The sequence below is a fragment of the Intestinimonas massiliensis (ex Afouda et al. 2020) genome, assembly GCF_001244995.1.
Classification (GTDB): domain Bacteria; phylum Bacillota; class Clostridia; order Oscillospirales; family Oscillospiraceae; genus Intestinimonas; species Intestinimonas massiliensis.
The window spans coordinates 1,039,554-1,058,699 of record NZ_LN869529.1; the positions used below are offsets into that span (position 1 = coordinate 1,039,554).

Here is a 19,146-nt window from a genome sequence, read left to right on the forward strand (position 1 = left end):
TTGTCCACCTATGAACGGCTTGTAAATTCTCAAAATTTTTTTAGTCCCTACTTGACACAAGAAGACCTCTCCCGGCTGGGCCGGAACTACATTGAGGTGGGCAAGCTCACCGAGGAATTTCTCCCGCTCCATGATGTGCGGCTGGTGGCGGTGTCCGATGGCGTGGACAGCGACGAAGGCGAAGATGATTTTACCCCGTTCAAGAACATTATGAATGAATACTACGCCAAAGACATTTCCAAGAAGCGCCGCATCGTCAATAAGATGAAAGGCAACGCCGGGATTCCGCTTTCTCCGCCGCCCTACGGCTACATAAAGAACCCGGACGATCCCCGGTTTTGGGTGATTGACCCGGAGGCTGCCGAGGTGGTGCGCTGTATCTACCGCATGGCGCTGGACGGGTATGGGCTGGCTGAAACTGCCGCTGCCCTCGGTGCGGATGGGATTGTCAACCCGACCTACTATTGGCACAGCAGGAGTACAAGCAGGGGAGGCTCTAAAAGCACCGTGGAGCCCACAAAATGGGGACACACCACGATCAAGAAAATCTTGACCACCCAAGAATATTGCGGCGATGTCATCAACTTCAAAAGCTATTCCAAATCCTATAAAATGAAGCGCCGGATTGAAAACCCGGAGGAAAACCGGGCGATCTTCCTCAATGTCCATGAGCCTATCATTGACCGGCCAACTTGGGAAAAGGTACAGGCGTTAAAGGCCGGGACACGGCGCAAGCGTCCCACCGTTACGCAGGAGTCCAGCGCCTTTTGCGGCTATCTGAAATGCCCGGAGTGTGGCGGCAATCTGAATTTCCATTTTAACCAGGGCAACCACGACATCAAATTCTTTAGCTGTAAGAACCACAATTCCGGGCTCCGTAAATGCTCGTCTACCCACTATATCCGGCCGGACTTCTTGGAGCAGGTCGTGCTCTACGAGATCCACCGGCTGGCCTGCTTCGCTAACGAATACGAAAATGACTTCATCAAAGCGATGGTAGGTCGCTCGGCAAAGGTAGCGGAAAATGACCGGGTACGCAAGAAACGGGAGCTGGACGGACTGTTGGCCCGGGACAAGGAACTGGATATGTCACGGTTGGGCCGGGACTATTTGCAGGTTGGAATGTATACAGACAAGTTTTTCCCAGAACATGATGTGCGCTTTATCGCTGTCAACGATGGCGTGGACAGCGCCGAGGGGGAAAATGAGTTTGCACCATTCCGTAATATTATGAATGAGTGGTACGCCAGAGATATATCCCGCAAGATACGCAGTTCCCATCGGTTGCGTGGAAACACAGGCGTTCCGCTTTCCCAGCCGATGTATGGATACATCAAAGACCCGGAGAACCCCCGGCGGTGGATTGTGGACGAGGAGGCCGCCCAAGTGGTGCGATATATCTATAAGCTGTGTATCGACGGCATGAGCGAGTACCGCATTGCCGACCATTTGGAAAAGCAGAAAATTCTAACCCCCACGGAGTATTGGAGAAGTAAAGGTATCCGCAGGAGCGGAAAAAAGGGCGGCGCATACAAGGATAGCCCCTATTACTGGTGCAAGACCACCATCAACAAAATTCTCAACGCCCGTGAGTACATGGGCGATGTGGTGAACTTCAAAACCTACTCTAAGTCATTCAAAGACAAGCGACGCTTTGAGAACCCCGAGGAAAATCAAATGATTTTTGAGGGTGTCCACGAGGCAATTATTGACCGTCAAACGTGGGAAATGGTACAGCGCACCCGGCAAGGGAACAAGCGGCGTCAACCCAAGAAAGTTGAAAAGAATATGTTTTCGGGGTTGCTGTTCTGCGCTGGCTGTGGGCGTAAGTTGCATTTCAACGTCAACCACCCGCACACGGAAATCCAATACTTCAACTGCTCCAACTACCGGGGCAACCGGGGAACGTGCAACGACACCCATTATATTCGGGCCGATGCGCTGGAACAGGTCATGCTTTTGGAGCTGCGCCGCATGACTGCCTTTTTGCAGGACAAGGAGGAGGACTTTGTAAAGCTGCTGATGTCTAAATCCATGCAGGAGGCCGTCAAGGAGAGTAAACGCCGGGGGCAGGAACTTCGGGCCATGTTGGCCCGAAGTAACGAACTGGATGCCCTGTTCTCTAAGACCTACGAGGACAATGCCAGCGGCAAGCTATCCGACGAGCGGTATATGATGATTACCAAACGGTATGACGATGAACAGCTTGCTCTTAAAAAGAAAATCTCCGCTCTGCAAGCGGAGATCGACGAGGAGCAGCGGAGCAAGGACAGCGCCGCCACCTTTCTACGGACTGTCAAGAAGTACACCAATATTGAGGAGCTAACGCCGACTATTCTAAACGAGCTGGTGGAAAAAATCGTCGTTCATCAAGCCGAGGGTGTGGGAAAAGGCCGTACCCAGCGGCTTGACATCTATTACAATTTCATCGGCACCCTTGACACGCCGGAAGTTGCCGCCTTGCCCGCAAGCGTCACCCTTGACACAAGGCAAGGGGTGGCGGTTGAGTACATTCCCCGAAAGGCCGGGTGATGACGGTGAATAAGAATAAGCCCGTGAGAGTAGCCCTGTACTGCCGTGTAGCCCATGAAAGCCAGCTCTGCATTGACGCACAAAAGGCCCAGCTTACGCAATATGCCCATTCGCTGGGTCATACCGACCTTACATATTACACCGACAACGGCGCAAGCGGCTTGACCCTCGACCGCCCCGGTTTTCGCCAAATGGAGGCCGCCATACGGGCCGGGGGTGTTGGTGCGGTGTTGGTAACAGACTTTTCACGATTGGGCCGTGATATGTGGCAAGTGCTACGCTGGGGCGATAGTGTCAAGCGTGAGGGCGTGGCCGTTCTTTCAGCGAGACACCCCGGTGAGCCGCTTGTATCGCCAATCATGGAGAGCCTTTACAAAGCCTATGCCAGCCAACGCCGTAAAAAAAGAAAATAGGAGCAATCTTTCGATTGCTCCTATCTCCCGAATGTTCAGTGTCGTTATGAACATTCGACATGGTCGGAGTGGCGGGACTTGAACCCGCGGCCTCTTGGTCCCGAACCAAGCGCGATACCAAACTTCGCCACACCCCGAAACAACGTTACCAATGTATTATAGTGATTTAGCCGCAGAATGTCAAGAACTTCCCTTCGGCTTTTTCTGTGGTTTTGCCGGAGCCCATATGGGCTCCGGCAAAACCCGTCACGCATCCTCCTGCTTGTCCTCTGCAGCCTGCGGAGCCGACGCTTCCCTGTCCGCTTCCGCCGCCCGCAAACGATTCACATAGAGTTCCTCCGGCGTATGCTTTTTAACCGCCAGGTGGTAGACCAGAAGCGCCACAGCCACCACCGCTGTAGCAAAGCCAAAAACCTGCGAAACCCGTATGCCCGTGTGGAAGAAATACAGGCTGTCGGTACGCAATCCCTCGATAATCCCGCGCCCAAAACCATACCAGGCGAAGTAGGTCAGCATAAGCTGGCCGTCAAACCTTCGAAATTTCCTGGAGATCAGCACAAGAAGCAAAAAACCTGCCAGATTCCACATGGATTCATAAAAAAAGGTCGGGTGGACCTCCATATACTGCCATACTCCGTCCATATAAACGTCGATTCCCATGCGCCAGGGAAGCTCCGTCGGACCGCCGAATGCCTCTACATTCATAAAATTTCCCCACCGACCGATGCACTGTCCAATAAACAGTCCGAACACGCCTACATCCGCAAAGGCGAGGAAATTAATTCTGCGCACTCTGCAGAAAATCAGCAGGGTAAAAAAGGCGACGATGACCGCCCCATAGATTGCCAGCCCGCCATCCCGGATATCCATCATTTTATAGAGGCTCAGGCTTCCGTCCTCCTTACGGAACAGGTCCAGATAAAAGACGATGTAGTAGAGCCGCGCCCCGATAATGGACAGGGGCACGGCAAAAAACAGCATGTCGATCACATCGTCCTGCCGGATTCCCAGCTTGGGGGCCTTATGGTAGCAGTAGACCACCGCCAGCAGGAAACCCACAGCGATGATGATACCATACCAATAGACAGCAAAGTCTCCCAAGCGGAAGGCCACCCGATCCAGGTGGAACTCCAGCCCCAGGCCTGGAAAGGCCACGGTTCTCATGTCCTCGCCTCCTTGGGCTCTACAATGGACAGACCGGTGCGCTCCGGCACTACCCAACGGCGGATGCAAGCCTCTACGTCCACCTTTTGAATGGTGTCGAACACCTCCGGGAAGCGGAAATGCTCCGCGCCCGCAAAATGGCCCTGGGCCAGGCCCACGCAGATATTCTCAAACGAATTCAGGCCCCGCACACGGCCGCCGTAAGCCGCGCGCTTCAGCCTGTCCCACAGGGCAGGCTGGATGCCCTCCCGACCAATTCGCTCCGCCTCCTGAAGGACGGCGTCCCGCACGGCCCGCGGGTCCCGGCTCTCCCCACCGGCGGCCAGGAAGGCACAGCCAGGATACGCCTCATAGCCGTATCCAAAATTCTGGTTGACCAGGCCCTCTCGGTACAAGCGCGCATAAAGGGCGGTGGAGGTGCCGAACAGAGCTTCACAGGCCAGCTCCCCCATAAGCTGACAGCGCAGGCGCTCCTCCCCCATGGGAGCGGCGTCCGCCTTCCAGCCCAGTTGGAAAATGGGTGTGGAGACCTCCATCCGCTGAACCTTTTCCGGCATGGCGGCCGTCTCCGGCTCTTCCCCGCCGTAATCCCTTGGGATATCCGCAATCCCCTCCCGGGGCAGGATCTCCCGGGCGATCTCGCAGATGCGCTCTGGGTCCACATTGCCCGCCACACACAAGACCATATTTCCCGGATTATAAAACGCCGCATGGCAGGCATACAGGGTATCCGCTGTGATGTGGGAAATGGACTCCACCGTGCCGGCAATGCTCACCTTAATGGGGTTGTGAACATACAGGGTCTCCATCATCCCATAAAACACCTGGTTTTCCGGATCGTCCTCGATCATACGGATCTCCTGGCCAATGATGCCCTGCTCCTTATCCACGCTCTCCGGCGTAAACCAGGGCTCCGACACGAAGGACAGTAAAATCTTCAGGTTCTCCTCAAACTTCTCCGTGCTCTCGAAGTAGTAGCCCGTAATGGCTGAGCTGGTGAAGGCGTTGGGACTGGCTCCGTTAGCGGCCAGGTCCTGAAGGGCGTTGCCGTCCTTGGTGTCAAACATCTTGTGCTCCAGGAAGTGCGCCACCCCGGCAGGGGTATCGTGCCACTCCCCGTTGAGCTGGAAGCGCATGTCCATGCCGCCATAATTGGTGGCAAAAAAGGCGTAGCTCTTGGAAAATTCCGGCTTTACATCCACATAGACATGCAGGCCGTTGACCAGCTCGCCGTGATACAGGCTCTCTCCAATGCGCGGGTACTCCTTCTTAACCATGTGCTTTGCCCTCCCGGCCCTTCAAGAAGTAAACGGTATCCAGCTCCAGACGGCGGGCGGCCGCCACCACCTGGTCCATCGTGACCGCCTCCACCCGGCGGGCCAGTTCGTCCGGCCCCTCGGTCAGTTCGGCCACCGCCTGGCCCAGCCAGTGCTCCTCCAGTCGGCCCTGGGCGTCCATCGTGGTCCGCAGGGCGCTGATGACCGACTGGCGTGCCCCTACCAGCTCCCATTCCTCGATGGTCCCGGCCCGGCAATTTTCCATCTGCGCCAGGATCTCCGCCTTGGCCGCCTCAAATTTGTCAAATTCAATGCCGGAAGAAACCACCATCAGCCCGCTGAACTTCTCCAGCATGGAGCTGGCATAATAGCACAGCGACAGCTTCTCCCGCACATTGAGGAAGAGCTTGGAGGTCGGTGTGCCTCCATAGACGGCGTTCATCACCAGCAGGGCCGGAAACTCAGGGCTGGCCGCCGTCAGGCCGCCGGTGCGGAAGCCCAGCGCCAGCTTGCCCTGGGTCACGTCCATAGCCTCTTCTTCCAGCCGCGGCCCGCCTGGAGCCGCATGGGCCCCGACGGACTGTACCCCCTCCGCTGTGCGCGTCTCCTCTCTGGGCAGGTCCCGGAAGGCGGCGGCCAGGGCCGCCTCTACCCGCTCCAGCGGAGCCGAGCCGCAGTAATAGAGCTCCACACGGGCCGTCCGCAGCAGAGCCCGGTACGCCTCCCACAAGCCGTCTGCCGTGATGGCGGCGGCGGACGACTCGTCCCCCAGCTTATCCACACCGGCGGGTTCTCCGGCACAGACCAGTTGAATCAGCTTCTGCACGGAATATTGGCGCTTGTCGTTGACCTGGGCCCGAATCCGGTCCACCAGGTTGGCGCGCTCCCCTTCCACATACTCGCGCCGGAAGCCGCCGTCCTCCTTTACCGGGTGGAGGAGCAGGTCCCCCAGCAGGGCCGCGGCGGGCTCCAGAATCGCTTCCCGGCCCGGCGTATAGGTGTCATCCAGGAAACTGCCTGTAAAGCCAATACACTGAACAGACCCTTTTTTACGGACGTTGGGCTCGATGGAGCCGCCGTACAGCTCGTCCAGCGCGGCGGACAGGGCTTCCATATCCGGCGCCCGCTCCGTTCCGCGCCGAAGAACGAATGGCACCAGCGCGTTCAGGGAGGCCGTCTCCTTCCGCAGCGAGGTAAGCAGCGTGGCGCCCAGCAGACAGGTCTTAAATTTTTCGGTATGCACCGCCGTCAGATGAACGCCGGGCATCAGGTCCTTTTGCGTTACTTGGATCATCGGTGGACCGTCCTTTCTCTGTTGCAGTCATAGAAGGTATTATACTATATTTTTTCCATTTTTCCACCCTCAAAACGTAAAAAGGATGGTATGCTCTCCCGTCAGGTCCCGAATGGGGATGCCGCCGGCGTGGGAACGCCCGTCCAGCGTCATCTCCTTCCTCCCACCCCGGCGCACCTGGATGTGAAACAGGCCCTTCCCGCTCTGCCAGCGGGCGGAAAAGCCCGGCCAATCCTCAGGCAGCTTGGGCTCCAGATAGAGCAGGCCCGCCCGCAGCTTCAGGCCCAGCAGCTCTTCCACCGCCGTACGGTAATACCAGCCCGCCGCGCCGGTGTACCAGCTCCAGCCGCCCCGGCCCTGATGCAAAGGGTTGGAGTAGACGTCGGCGGCTAGGACGTAGGGCTCCGCCCGATAGCCGGCCGGATCGTGGGCGCTGGGCAAAAGGGCTCTGAGCACTTCCCATCCCTCCTGCCGCCAGTCCATCCGCAGGCAGGCCAAGGCCAGCCACACCGCCGCATGGGTATATTGTCCGCCGTTTTCCCGCACCCCTGGGAGATAGCCCCGGATATAGCCCGGGTCCCGCTCCCCCTCGTCAAAGGGAGGGGTAAACAGGCGGACCACCGCAGGTTCCCGGTCAAACAGCCGGTCCAAAGCCGCGCGCAGGCCCCGGGCCGTCCGCTCCGGCTCTCCCATCCCGCTGATGACGGCAAAAGACTGGGGCAAAGAGTCGATCTGGCACGCCTGGTCGGCATGGCTGCCCAGGGTAGCGCCGTCGTCATAGTAGCCCCGGAGGAACCATTCGCCGTCCCAGGCGGCGTTGGCCGCCCGGGCGCAGGCGGCCAACGCCGCCTGATAGCGCTCTGACCGAGCCTCGCCGCACAGCGGGAGCAGACGGCGCAGCACCAGTCCCAAAAACCAGGTCAGCCACACGCTCTCGCCGGAGCCGCCGGCCCCCACCAGATCCATCCCGTCGTTCCAGTCCCCCGTCCCCATGAGCGCCAGCCCATGGACGCCAAAGCCCCGGTCCAGCACCCGGTCTGCCGCCCGGAGGGCGTGCTCCAGGACCGCGGCCCGCTCCTCCGACCGGGCGGGCTCCTCGTAGCGTTCCCGTTCCCCCTCTGCCAGTACATTGCTGACAAGGAATTCTACTTGCTCATTTAAAAGTGAGCGGTCCCCTGTCTGATCCAGATACTCGCACAGGGCATAGGGCAGCCACAGCAAGTCGTCGCTGATGCGGGTACGCACCCCCTTGTCCGGCGCTCCATTTTGCCCGGGGTGCCACCAGTGCATCACGTCTCCCTCCCGGTACTGATGGGCGCAGGCCCGCAGGATCTGCGCCCGGGCCAGCTCCGGCGCGATTGGGAGAACAGCGCAAACATCCTGAAGCTGGTCCCGGAATCCGAAGGCCCCGCCGTTTTGATAGAGGGAAGTCCGTCCAAATAGACGGCAGGCGATGATTTGATAGGGCGCCCAGCCATTGAGATAACGGTTCAAGGCCTGATCCGGCGTGTCAAACCACAGCGCCCCCGTCTTTTCCCGCCAGTAGTCCTCCGTCTCCCGGAAGAGCCGGTCGGCCAGGGTAAAGTCGATAGGCTCCGTCCCCTCCGGCCCAGTCCGCAAGCAGAGCCTGTCCCGGATGGACCAGCTCCGCTCCGCTTCGCCCTCCCGGCGATAGAGGACCCGGCCCTCGCCCCCCGCCTCCAGGAGGAGGATACGGGCATCCAGATCCGGCGGTACAAAGGCGGTGCAGCGGATCGTCCGCCCCCGCCAGGTCTTTTCCCACTTGGCATTTCCTGGGAAATACGTCACCTGGCAGGGCATCCCGTCCGCATGGGCAAAAAAGGAGCAGACCTCTTCTCCGCTCTGGTACAGGAGTTCCTCCGGTCCCCCGATTGCCAGCGGGTCGTTCTGCCAGCGGGTCAACGGCTGCTCCCTGGCATTGCCGTGCCAGAGGTGTCCGCCCCCCGTCTCATCGGTCATCCAGCCGAAAGACCCGTTGCAGAGCATCATCGACCACCCCACCGGGGGCAGGGTCTCCCCGGTCTGAAAGGAAAACGCCCCCGACCGGGCCCAGGAAAACGCAGGCATCTCTGTAACACTTGACAGGTTTATCTCCTTTACAGTCTCTTCTAGAGCGGATTTCCGTTCTGGGAACGAGCCCCCCGTCCCCAGAAGCAGCCCCACAGACTGCAAAGGCCCGGCTGCCTGGGCCGCATCCAGCAGGTAGACTCCGCCCTTTACGCCGATGCGATGGGACCAATCCTGGTCTCGCAGCCCTTCCAACAGTTCCTCCCGGATTGGCTGGCGGTAATCGCCGCCCTCCGAGAGAAGGAAAACCAAATCAAACCGGAACCCGCTGCGGTCCAGAAACTGGTGCTCCAGAGTCAGGCGAAGGGCATCCTCCAACTGCTCCTGCGCCTCTACCGGCAGGACCGCAATGGGCAGGTCGCCCGAGATGCCGAAGGGCCACAGGGCGCGTTGTTCCTCGGAACCGGGCCGCACCGGGGACCGGTCGGGAAACTGGAGCCGCCTCAGGAGCTCAAATGCATGCAAAGTTATTTCACTTGTCAGATTGAGCTGGCGGATCAGCCAGTCCATCCGGCCGCCGCAGCTCTCCTCGGGGCGACGCAGCAGACGGGCCGCGCTCTCCACGGCATGGTCTCCGTCATCGGCGGCGGACAACGCCATCCGGAAGTGAGTCTCGGTCCCGCCGGAAAGCGTCAGAGGAAAGCGGGCCAGCAGACACGGGTCCAACACAGCCCCCTCCGTCCCCTGGGGCGGGCGAGTCAACGCGCTTTCCAGGGCCAGCAGTCCACCCCGGCCCAGCGCCGTCTCCCGGGAGGTATCCAGTCTGGCCTCCGCCCCCTCCCACAGTACCGCCATGGCCGGACGGTTTTCCCCGCTTCGCCGGGGACGGCGGGTAAAGAGGACACCGTCTCCCAGGTCCCGGCTCTCCAGCGACAACTTGGAGAATGCCGGGTGCGCCTCGTAGTCCTCTCTGCGCGCCAGCACGGGTTCCAGGTAGCAGACCAGCTCCACTGTCCGCTCTCCTGCGCCGTTCCACCGCAGGGTCACCTCCCGTAGCTCCCCGTTCTCTTCCTCCAAAACCTGTAAGGTTAAAATACTTGCGTATAAATTCCACTCCATGGTCCACGCTGCGCCGTTCCCGTCAAAGCGCCAGCCGTAGGCCGGCTCCTCCCGATAGAAGGGCGCGGGCGTCAGGGGCATCAGCCCCTCCGGCCCAGAGAGAAACAGGGCAACGCCCGGCCCCTGCCAGGGCCGCGCCAGGCTGCACCGAGTCAAATCTGTCCCTCCCATCACGGAGCGGGACGCCCCCGCGTCGGTGCACAGGACCCGCCAGGCCCCACCGGACAGCAGGTGGCATTCCGGTAGGCTCCGGTTGCAGCCCTCCCCCATCCGCTGAAAGCCTCCCGGCTCTCCCCGTCGGGGCTTCTCCGGCACCTCCCGCCGGGGCGCGCGCAGGACCTGGGCCCCCACCGGCACCTTCTCCTGGAGCAGCTCGCGGTAGGAGGCCATGGCGGCGTCGGCCATAAAGCGCCGCTGCATGATCGGTCCATTGAGGGTATTGTCGATGGCCACCAGGCTCATGCCCAGATGGTGGGCCATATAGGAGCGCACTGGCTCAAAGGTTTTTCCGCCGGTCCGGCGGTCGGGGGTGAAGTCCGCCGCCTCGTAAAGACCGTAGGGGCCCTCCAGCCCCATATCCCGCAGGCGGCGCAGGTTGCGTACTGCCCGGCCCGGCGCCAGTGGCAGCGTCAGGAAGGTGGAATAGGGGGAAATGACCAGCTCCCGGTCCAGGCCCCGCTTGAGGCCCAGCCGCTGGACGCCGTGGGCCTTGTACTGATAGTTCAGCCCGGCGTCGAAGGAGTTGAAGGCCGACTCGGAGATCCCCCACGGCGCGCCGGTCCCCGCCACCCGCTTTCGCTGCGCGTAGGCGCAGAAGGTCAGCGATTCGTACAGCAGCGAGTTCGGCTCAGCGGGCAGCAACAGGTGAGGCATGAAATATTCAAACATGGTGCCCGTCCAGGAGGCCATGCCGCAATAGTGGTCCCAGGACACCAGGGCCCGGGACAGCCTCCGCCAGTGGCGGGGCTCCACCTCCCCCCTGGCCACGGCGATATAGCTGGTCTGCCGGGCCTCGCTGGCCATCAGGTCATACCAGCCTTGGGTATACTCCCCTTTGGTGCAGTCGTAGCCGATATAGAACAGCCGGCGGGTGGCATCGTACAGCGGGGCAAACTCCATGGCCGCCCCCAGCGCCGCCGCCCGGTCGGCCTCTCCGTCCGCCCCCCACTCCCGCAGGCCCGCCTCCAGCGCAATCAGGCAGCCGCACAGGTTTCCGCTGTCCACCGTGGACACGTAGCGCGGCTCCAGCGGTACAGCGGCGGCGGTGTCGTACCAATTATACAGATGTCCATGCCACTTGGGCAGCTTCTCCACCGTGTCCAGAATGTGCCCGATGAGGGAGAGCGCCCGGTTTCGGGGCGTCAGCTCCAGGTCCGCCGCCGCCAGACAGCACAGCAGCGCCATGCCGATGTTGGTGGGCGAGGTCCGCCGGGCCAGGCCCACGGCAGGCTGTTCCTGCCAGTTGTCCGGCGGCAGCCAGTGGTCCTGCGGCCGGAGGAACTCGGCAAAATACTGCCAGATCAGGGCCGCCTGGTGGAGCAGGAAGGGCCGATCCTCCTTCTCCAGCCTCCGCGCCCGGGCGACGGGGCGGCTCATGGCCCAGGAAAAGACCGGAGAGGCCATCCACACCAGTCCGACGGCGGCTCCGGCTGGGAACCGGGAACATACCACGCAGAGCAGCCCCGCCGCCACCGATGGCCACATTTTTTGGTAATTGGCCCAGAGTCCGTCCCCCGCTCTCCGTTCCGCCTCGGCAGCGGTGGTCCAGGCCAGGAGTTTCTTGTGGGACACCCCCATCCGCCACAGGGCGGTGAGGGCGGCGCTGGCGCAGATCCATGCCTGATAGGGCAGGAACAAAAGCTGCACCAGCGTCTGGAGGAGAACCCCTCCAAACCCCGTAATAATAGTGGAGTGGTAGCGCTCCGTAAGGCCTCTTCCCCGCCGGAAGGCCAGATCGGCCCCGGAAAGAAGCAGATGGGAGGCGGCGGCCAGGACCGCCACCCCCGCCGCCGCCGCGAACACCGGCCCGGACAGGCACATACCCAGCACCAGGGCCAGCAGGGTGGACACCGGCACCAGGCTGCGGCGCAGGTTGTCGAAGAGCTTCCACTTGGCGATGGGCCCCACGGGGTTGGCCTCCCGCCTGCCGTTCTCATCCCGGACCGTCCGGCCCAGCCAGGGCAAAAGCTGCCAATCCCCTCGCACCCAGCGGTGGAGTCGGGAAAAATAAGAGGTTACCTTATAGGGATAGCCGTCGGTAAGCTCCACGTCTCCGATGAGTCCCGCCCGGAGATAGGCGCCCTCCAGCAGATCGTGGGACAAAATGGTATTTTCGGGAAACCGCCGGTCCAGGCAGGTAAAAAACACGTCCACGTCGAAGATGCCCTTGCCGGTATAGGTGCCCTCATCAAAGAGGTCGTGATACACGTCGCTGGCGGCCGAGCCGTAGGGATCCACCCCCCCCTGGCCAGCGAAGATGCGGGAGAACTGGGAGTGATTGGCCGCCTCCAGCTCCACCCCCACCCGAGGCTGGAGCAGACCGTAGCCGGAGACCACCACCCTGCGCCTGGGGTCCACTCTGGGCCGGTTCATGGGGTGCAGCATGGCGCCGACCAGCTCCCGGGCGGTGCCCACGCTCAGGCAGGTGTCCGAGTCCAGCGTGATGACATAGCGGGTCCCCTTCAGCGCCGTGCGGTCCCCGGCCAGCACCTCCAAGCCGGAACGCCGCCCCTTCAGCAGCCGGACCAGCTCGACTAGGGCCCCGCGCTTGCGCTCCCAGCCCATGTAGCGCTCGTCCACGGCATGGAAAGCGGGCCGGCGGAAAAAGAGATAAAACCCCCCGCCGTATTTGGCGTTCAGACCCTCCACGGCATTTCGGGCCGACTCCGTCCAGCGGCGCTCCGCCTCTCCCATGGGGCTGTCCCGGTCCGGCAGGTCGGCCAAAAGGCCGAAGCGCAGCTCCGCCCCCGCGTCCCGATTGGCCAGCCGATAGCGCTCCAGCAGGGCGGCCAGCTTGTCTCCGCTGTGCCCGTCGGTGAGCAGGCTGGCGATGACACACAGGGTCCGCCCCTCCTCCGGCACCCCCCCCTTCAGCGCCAGCCGGTGGACCGGCCGGGGATGCACCAGACGCACCACCAGGAAGTCGGCCCCGTTCTTCACTATGTCGGATACCGGCAGAAGCAGCAGCATCGGCGCCCACAGGCAGTCCAGCCGGAACCCCAGCAGTAAGGAGAGGAAGAGCGTGGTCACCACCACCGCCCCCACATACAGGACGCCTGCGGTCAGGTGCGTCTGGGGCTCAAAGAGCTGGAAGCCCACATGCCGCTCTTCCCCCTGTGCCTGGGCTGCCGATTGGATCGCCCGCTCCGCCGTGTCAATCTCGGAAAGGCCCTTCTGCCGGGCCAGGCGGCAGACCTGATGGCGGTAGCGGCCCCGGGTCTCGTCGTCCATGAGGGAATAGACCCCCGCAGGATCGCTCTGGAGGATGGCCTCCACCCGGCTGGCCCGCTCCAGCAGCCCGGACAGGTCGGCGGTGGACAGGGTCCGCAGGGCGGTAAACACCGACCCCATCCCGGCGCTCAGCCGCTCCTCCTCGCCATCCTCCCGGTTCAGCTCCCTGCACAGCAGGTCCAGCCGCTCCACCAGAGCGCATTTCAGGGCCGGAACGAAGAGCGAGAGCTCCCGCTCCGTCAGCGGCTGGGCGCCCTGCGCCCGCTCCAGAAAGAGCTCCAGTCTTTGGGGGCCGGCGTCCGCCCCCGCCCCCCAGACAAAGGCCCGGGCCAACTCCAGCACCAGCGGCCGGCGCACTCTATCCCGCACGATATACCGCAGCCGCCGGGCCTTTCGGAAGGCTGCCGCTCCGTCCCGGCCCTCCCGCTGCGCCAAATACCAGTTGTCCAACAGCCACTCCGCCGCCCCGCTCTTCTCCGCCCGCCAAACCCGGTCCCGCACCGCGGTAACCCGTTGGAGGCACTCCAGGGCCAGCCGCCAGACCGGCCGCCCCCCCATCCAGCCCTCCGGCCGGAAGGCGCGGGCGGTATTCTCTCCAAACTGCCCCAAATGCTTATCGTCCATGGGAAGAAATGTGGTGCGGTCCATGGGGACTCCCCTTTCCGTGCTGTGCTCATTTTCTCCCTAGCTTTTCCCAATCGGCCCCCAACCTATTCCTCCCGCCCCGCAACCGGGAAAATCTCCGCCTTTCCGGGATTTCATCTTGACAACGGGTGCAAAATGTTGTATCATATTCGTTGTGTAAAGGCCAAAAGCTTTACAAAATGCAGACGGAGGTGTGGACATGAAGAATCAGGCTTACCGCATGGCCCTGCTCTTCGACTTTTACGGCGATCTGCTCACAGACCGGCAGAAGGAGTTCTACGACCTCTATTACAACGAGGACCTCTCTCTGGCCGAGATCGCCGAAAATTATGGTATCACCCGCCAGGGCGTACGGGACGTGATTGTCCGGGCGGAGGCCTACCTCACCGAAATCGAGGACAAGACCGGCCTGATCCGCCGGTTCCACACCATGCAGGCCCAGCTCAAGGAGGTGGAGGGCTGCGCCCACAGACTTCTGGAGCTCAACGCCGCTCGCTTTGAGGACGACGAGCTGGAAGCGCTGGGTAAGCGGCTCGAGGGCCTGGCCGAGACTTTGATTCAGGAGTAAGCATGGCATTCGAAGGTTTGACCGAAAAGCTCTCCTCCGCCTTTAAGAAGCTGCGCGGCAAGGGCCGCCTGTCCGAGTCCGACGTCAAGGAGGCCATGCGTGAGATCCGTCTGGCCCTGCTGGAAGCCGACGTGAGCTACAAGGTGGTCAAGGAGTTCATCAAAAAAGTCACGGAGCGGGCCGTAGGAGCCGATGTGCTGGAGAGCCTCACCCCCGCTCAGATGATCGTCAAGATCGTCAACGAGGAGCTCACCGCCCTGATGGGCGGCCAGAGCACCAAGCTGAACCTATCTCCCAAGCCGCCTACCGTAGTCATGCTGGTGGGTCTCAACGGCGCGGGCAAGACCACCAACGGAGCCAAACTGGCGGGGTATATGAAGAGGCAGAACGGCAAGCGCCCTCTGCTGGCAGCCTGCGATACCTTCCGCCCCGCTGCCATCCACCAGTTGGAGGTCGTAGGCGGGCAGTTGGACATTCCCGTGTTTCAGATGGGGCAGATCGACCCGGTGGATATTGCCAAGGCAGCCATTGAGCATGCAAAGAAGCACGGCAACGACATTGTGTTCGTGGATACCGCCGGCCGGCTCCATGTGGACGAGGAGCTGATGGAACAGCTCAAGGTGATGAAGGCCGCCATTGACCCCGACGAGATCCTGCTCATCGTGGACGCCATGATCGGTCAGGACGCTGTCAACGCCGCCCAGACCTTTGACGAAGCCCTGGACATCACCGGCGTCATGCTCACCAAGCTGGACGGCGACGCCCGGGGCGGCGCGGCGCTCTCCATCAAGGCCGTCACCGGCAAGCCCATCAAATTCGTGGGCGTGGGTGAAAAGCTGGACCAAATCGAGGTCTTCCACCCGGACCGTATGGCCTCCCGCATCCTGGGTATGGGTGACGTGCTCTCCCTCATCGAAAAGGCGGAGCAGAACTTCGACGCGAAGAAGGCTGCCGAGCTCCAGGAGAAGATGAAGAAAAACCGTCTCACCCTGACGGATTACTACGAACAGCTTATCCAGCTCAAAAGCATGGGCTCGCTGTCCGATATCGCCGGGATGCTCCCTGGCGTCAACGCCAAGGCGCTGGAGGGCGCCACCGTGGATGAGCGTCTGCTGTCCCAGACTGAGGCCATCATCCTCTCCATGACCCCTGCAGAGCGGGAGAACCCCTCCCTGCTCAACTCCAGCCGCAAAAAGCGCATCGCCGCCGGCAGTGGCACCCAGGTTGTGGACGTCAACCGACTGCTCAAGCAATTTGAGCTGATGCAGCAGATGACCCGCCAGATGGCAGGCGGCAAGCTGGCCAAAAAGATGGGCCGCTTCGGCGGCATGGGTAAAAGGAAGGGCTTTCCCTTCGGATGATCCCGGTTGGTAAGCGTCCCCGCGGACGTTTCCATATAAAAGATGTAGAACAATATGGAGGTGAATATAAAATGGTGAAAATCAGACTGCGTCGGATGGGCGCCAAGAAGGCTCCCTTTTATCGTATCGTGGTGGCCGACTCCCGTTATCCCCGCGACGGACGCTTTATCGAGGAGATCGGCACCTATGATCCCAAGGCCAATCCCGCTGAGCTGAAGGTGGATGTGGAGCGCGCCCAGGCCTGGATCAAGACCGGCGCCCAGCCCACCGAGACCGTCAAGTCTCTGCTGAAGAAGGCCGGCGTGTAAGGAGAACACCAATGAAGGAACTGCTTACCTATGTGGCCCGGAACCTGGTGGAGCATCCCGAAGCGGTTTCCGTCACTGAGACCGCCGGGGCGGGCGAGACCGTTCTGGAACTGCGGGTGGCCCCCGAGGATATGGGCAAGGTCATTGGCCGTCAGGGCCGCATCGCCAAGGAGATCCGCACGCTGATGCGCTCCGTGGCCCAGCGCAAAGGAACGAAGGTTTCAGTTGAGATCGTCGATTGAGACAAGAACGGCGGGGGCAGCCCCGCCGTTTTCGTTTATTGAAAAAGGAGCGACCTATGAAAAACAAGTTTTTAGAGGCCGGGCAGATCGTCAACACCCACGGTGTACAGGGGGAGTTGAAGATCGTCCCATGGGCCGACTCGCCGGAGTTTCTCCGCGGCTTTGACGTCTTTTATATCGATGGTACACCGTTCAAGGTGCTGGGCGCCCGCGCGCACAAAGGAAATATCCTTGTCAGGCTGGAGGGCGTGAGCGACGTCAATGCCGCCATGCGTCTCAAGGGCAAAATCATCTCCATCGACCGCACCGGAGTGGTCCTCCCTGAAGGGCGGCACTTTATTGCCGACCTGATTGGCCTGGAGGTGCGGGACGCCGCCAGCGGCGAGGTGCTGGGAGCGATCGCCGATGTGCTCACCCCGCCGGCCCACGAGGTCTATGTGGTGAAGGGCGGGCGCCACGAGTATATGATTCCCGCCGTGGATGAATTTTTGGCGGAGACCAATGTGGAAGGCGGCTACATTCGGGTCCGCCTCATCGAAGGGATGGCCAGCGATGTATAGGATCGATATCATGACCCTCTTTGACGAAACGGTGGGGGATATGATGAGCGAGTCCATCCTGGGCCGGGCCCAGGAGCGGGACCTGATCCGCATCGAAGCCCATCAGATTCGGGATTATACCTTAAACAGGCAGAAGCAGGTGGACGACTATCCCTACGGGGGCGGACGCGGGGCCGTGATGCAGGCCGACCCGCTCTACCAGTGCTGGAAACACATTGTAGACACCTACGGCCCCGGACGCACCATCTACATGTCTCCGGCAGGCAAAACCTTTGACCAGGCCGCCGCCAAGCGCCTGAAGAACGATTATGATCACCTGATCCTGGTCTGCGGGCACTACGAGGGCATCGATGAGCGGTTCATTGAGGAGTGCGTGGACGAGGAGCTTTCCATGGGGGATTTCGTCCTTACCGGCGGGGAGATCCCCGCCATGGCGGTGGCCGATGCGGTGGCCCGCATGGTCCCCGGCGTCCTTCCCGACCCGGAGTGCTTCGAAGAGGAGAGTCACTACAACGGGATGCTGGAATATCCCCAATACTCCCGTCCCGAGGTGTGGCATGACCGCGCCGTCCCGTCCATTCTGCTGTCCGGTCACCACGCCAACATCGCCAAATGGCGGCGCAAGCAGGCCCTCCTCCGTACCCGGACCCGGCGGCCGGACCTCTATGCGCGACTGGACCTGTCCTCCAAGTCTGACCAGAAGCTGCTGCGGGAGCTGGAGGCCGAGGAGGCGGAAATACCCCCCCTTACCTGACGCGATTCTCCCTTTTTCAGCAGAAAATATGCATTTTTTCTCTCCAGGTTACACAAACTTTCGTGGGACAGCCCTCCCCTGTCTCCGACAGCTTTCACAAGATTTTTTGGAATTATCTTGCTGTTCTGGAACTTTCCTTGTCAAAACACAGGGAAAATCTTTCAATTGGAACGAATCTTTTCTCCAGCTCGCCGGTCCTCGACACCAACGGCCCCCCTCTCTTCCCGTTTCATCGCCCAAATCGCCCAATCCATTGGGGCACAAGCATTTTATCTGTAACTTTTTGTTACCTTTCGTTTCTCTTTTTCCCTCATGCCGACGGAATCCGCCTTCACATAATTTCCCTTTTTACATTGAAATCTTCTGAAAACCGGGTTGTAAGTTTGACTTTTGCTCCAAATGTGGCTATAATCCCTGTACTGTAGTCCAAATGCAAAAGTTACAAATCATTGCAGTCTTGTTTCAGGAGGTTCTTCCTTTATGTTGACACGATTATCCCAGCGGGGCCGCGTCATCGTCTTTCTGCTGACTGCCGCCCTGGCCGTCACTCTGGTTACAGGCTCCGCGACGCCCCGCACCACCTATATCATCACCGACGGTGACGTGATCACCACGGTGGAGGGCTACGCCGGAGAGCTGGACGGCGCACTGGAGCGGGCGGGCATCGCTCTCTCCGCTGCCGACCAGGTCCGGTCCGTCCGCGAGGACCGGGTCGTCCAGGTGGAGATTGCCCGCCCCCTCACCACTTATGAGACGGAGCTCGCCGAGCTGCTGCCCTACCAGACCGTCCGCCGTGAAAACCCCGAGCTGGAGCTGGGGCAGGAGCAGGTCGTCCAGACCGGCCGTCAGGGGCGGGTCATCGAGACCACCCGGATCGTCACCGATCCGGACGGCACCGTGCACCGCTCTGATCTGGGGCGCTCTGTGGCGGAGGAGCCCGTAGACGAGATCGTGGAGTACGGCACCCGGCTGCCCGCCGTGGCCGCCTCCTACCTCAGCGTCACCAGCGACGTGCTCACCCATGTGAACGCCGCGGAGGACGGCAGCGGCGTCCTTACCACCGCCTCCGGCCAGACGCTGCGTTACGCCAGGGCCCTCACCGTCAAGGCCACCGCCTACACCACGGAGCGCCAGTCCTGGAAAAAGACCGCCACCGGCACCATCGCCCGGGTAGGCGCCATCGCCGTGGACCCCAAGGTCATTCCCTATGGCACCCGCATGTATATCGTCTCCTCCGACGGCACCATCACCTACGGCGTTGCCACGGCGGAGGACTGTGGCGGCAGCATCAAAGGCAACCGGGTCGATCTCTTCTTCGACACCTACAGTGAATGCATCAACTTCGGCGTCCGTAGCTGCACCGTCTATATCCTGGACTAAACCCATCCGGAAAACCACCTCCCACTGAGGTGGTTTTCCATACGCTCCGGC

Annotated in this window: 13 protein-coding genes and 1 tRNA gene; 9 read left to right on the forward strand and 5 right to left on the reverse strand. The window is 61.3% G+C overall.

Features of this window, described 5'->3' with window-relative positions; all coding sequences use genetic code 11:
• Positions 1-51: 51 nt before the first annotated feature.
• Complete coding sequence (locus BN2154_RS09015) at positions 52-2,532, forward strand: recombinase family protein (RefSeq protein WP_154666661.1); 2,481 nt, start codon at positions 52-54, stop codon at positions 2,530-2,532.
• Positions 2,532-2,945 (forward strand): recombinase family protein, encoded by a 414-nt coding sequence (locus tag BN2154_RS09020; protein ID WP_050618477.1) that lies wholly within the window; start codon positions 2,532-2,534, stop codon positions 2,943-2,945. Before BN2154_RS09015 ends, BN2154_RS09020 begins: the two co-directional genes overlap by 1 nt.
• Positions 2,946-3,005: 60 nt before the next feature.
• Here BN2154_RS09020 and BN2154_RS09025 read toward each other — a convergent pair.
• The 5 genes from BN2154_RS09025 to BN2154_RS09045 all read right to left on the reverse strand — a co-directional run bounded on the left by BN2154_RS09025 (position 3,006) and on the right by BN2154_RS09045 (position 13,925).
• Positions 3,006-3,082 (reverse strand) — tRNA-Pro (locus tag BN2154_RS09025).
• Positions 3,083-3,191: 109 nt separating this feature from the next.
• Positions 3,192-4,109, reverse strand: coding sequence for a prolipoprotein diacylglyceryl transferase (gene lgt / locus BN2154_RS09030; protein WP_050618478.1), 918 nt, complete (start codon positions 4,107-4,109; stop codon positions 3,192-3,194).
• Entirely contained in the window at positions 4,106-5,386 is a 1,281-nt protein-coding gene (yfmH, locus tag BN2154_RS09035; RefSeq protein ID WP_050618479.1) for an EF-P 5-aminopentanol modification-associated protein YfmH, read from the reverse strand. The genes lgt and yfmH overlap by 4 nt, the downstream gene beginning before the upstream one ends.
• Complete coding sequence (yfmF, locus tag BN2154_RS09040) at positions 5,379-6,680, reverse strand: EF-P 5-aminopentanol modification-associated protein YfmF (protein WP_050618480.1); 1,302 nt, start codon at positions 6,678-6,680, stop codon at positions 5,379-5,381. The genes yfmH and yfmF overlap by 8 nt, the downstream gene beginning before the upstream one ends.
• Positions 6,681-6,749: 69 nt before the next feature.
• On the reverse strand, positions 6,750-13,925 hold the full coding sequence (locus BN2154_RS09045) for a GH36-type glycosyl hydrolase domain-containing protein (protein WP_050618481.1): 7,176 nt from the start codon (positions 13,923-13,925) through the stop codon (positions 6,750-6,752).
• 196 nt (positions 13,926-14,121) lie between these two features.
• Here BN2154_RS09045 and ylxM point away from each other — a divergent pair, with 196 nt between their 5' ends.
• The 7 genes from ylxM to BN2154_RS16445 all read left to right on the forward strand — a co-directional run bounded on the left by ylxM (position 14,122) and on the right by BN2154_RS16445 (position 19,095).
• Positions 14,122-14,490 carry a YlxM family DNA-binding protein gene (gene ylxM / locus BN2154_RS09050; RefSeq protein ID WP_050618482.1) on the forward strand — a complete coding sequence of 123 codons (369 nt, stop codon included), beginning with the start codon at positions 14,122-14,124 and terminating at the stop codon, positions 14,488-14,490.
• 2 nt (positions 14,491-14,492) lie between these two features.
• A complete protein-coding gene (ffh, locus tag BN2154_RS09055; RefSeq protein ID WP_050618483.1) occupies positions 14,493-15,851 on the forward strand; it encodes a signal recognition particle protein in 1,359 nt (452 codons plus the stop codon).
• A gap of 71 nt (positions 15,852-15,922) precedes the next feature.
• Positions 15,923-16,159, forward strand: a complete 237-nt coding sequence (rpsP, locus tag BN2154_RS09060; protein ID WP_050618484.1) for a 30S ribosomal protein S16 — start codon at positions 15,923-15,925, stop codon at positions 16,157-16,159.
• A gap of 11 nt (positions 16,160-16,170) precedes the next feature.
• Positions 16,171-16,401 carry a KH domain-containing protein gene (locus BN2154_RS09065; RefSeq protein WP_050618485.1) on the forward strand — a complete coding sequence of 77 codons (231 nt, stop codon included), beginning with the start codon at positions 16,171-16,173 and terminating at the stop codon, positions 16,399-16,401.
• A gap of 56 nt (positions 16,402-16,457) precedes the next feature.
• On the forward strand, positions 16,458-16,961 hold the full coding sequence (gene rimM, locus BN2154_RS09070) for a ribosome maturation factor RimM (protein ID WP_050618486.1): 504 nt from the start codon (positions 16,458-16,460) through the stop codon (positions 16,959-16,961).
• A complete protein-coding gene (trmD, locus tag BN2154_RS09075; RefSeq protein ID WP_050618487.1) occupies positions 16,954-17,715 on the forward strand; it encodes a tRNA (guanosine(37)-N1)-methyltransferase TrmD in 762 nt (253 codons plus the stop codon). Before rimM ends, trmD begins: the two co-directional genes overlap by 8 nt.
• Positions 17,716-18,195: 480 nt before the next feature.
• The gene (locus tag BN2154_RS16445; protein ID WP_050618488.1) at positions 18,196-19,095 is read left to right on the forward strand and encodes a G5 and 3D domain-containing protein; all 900 of its coding nucleotides are present in this window, start codon (positions 18,196-18,198) and stop codon (positions 19,093-19,095) included.
• Positions 19,096-19,146 lie beyond the last annotated feature (51 nt).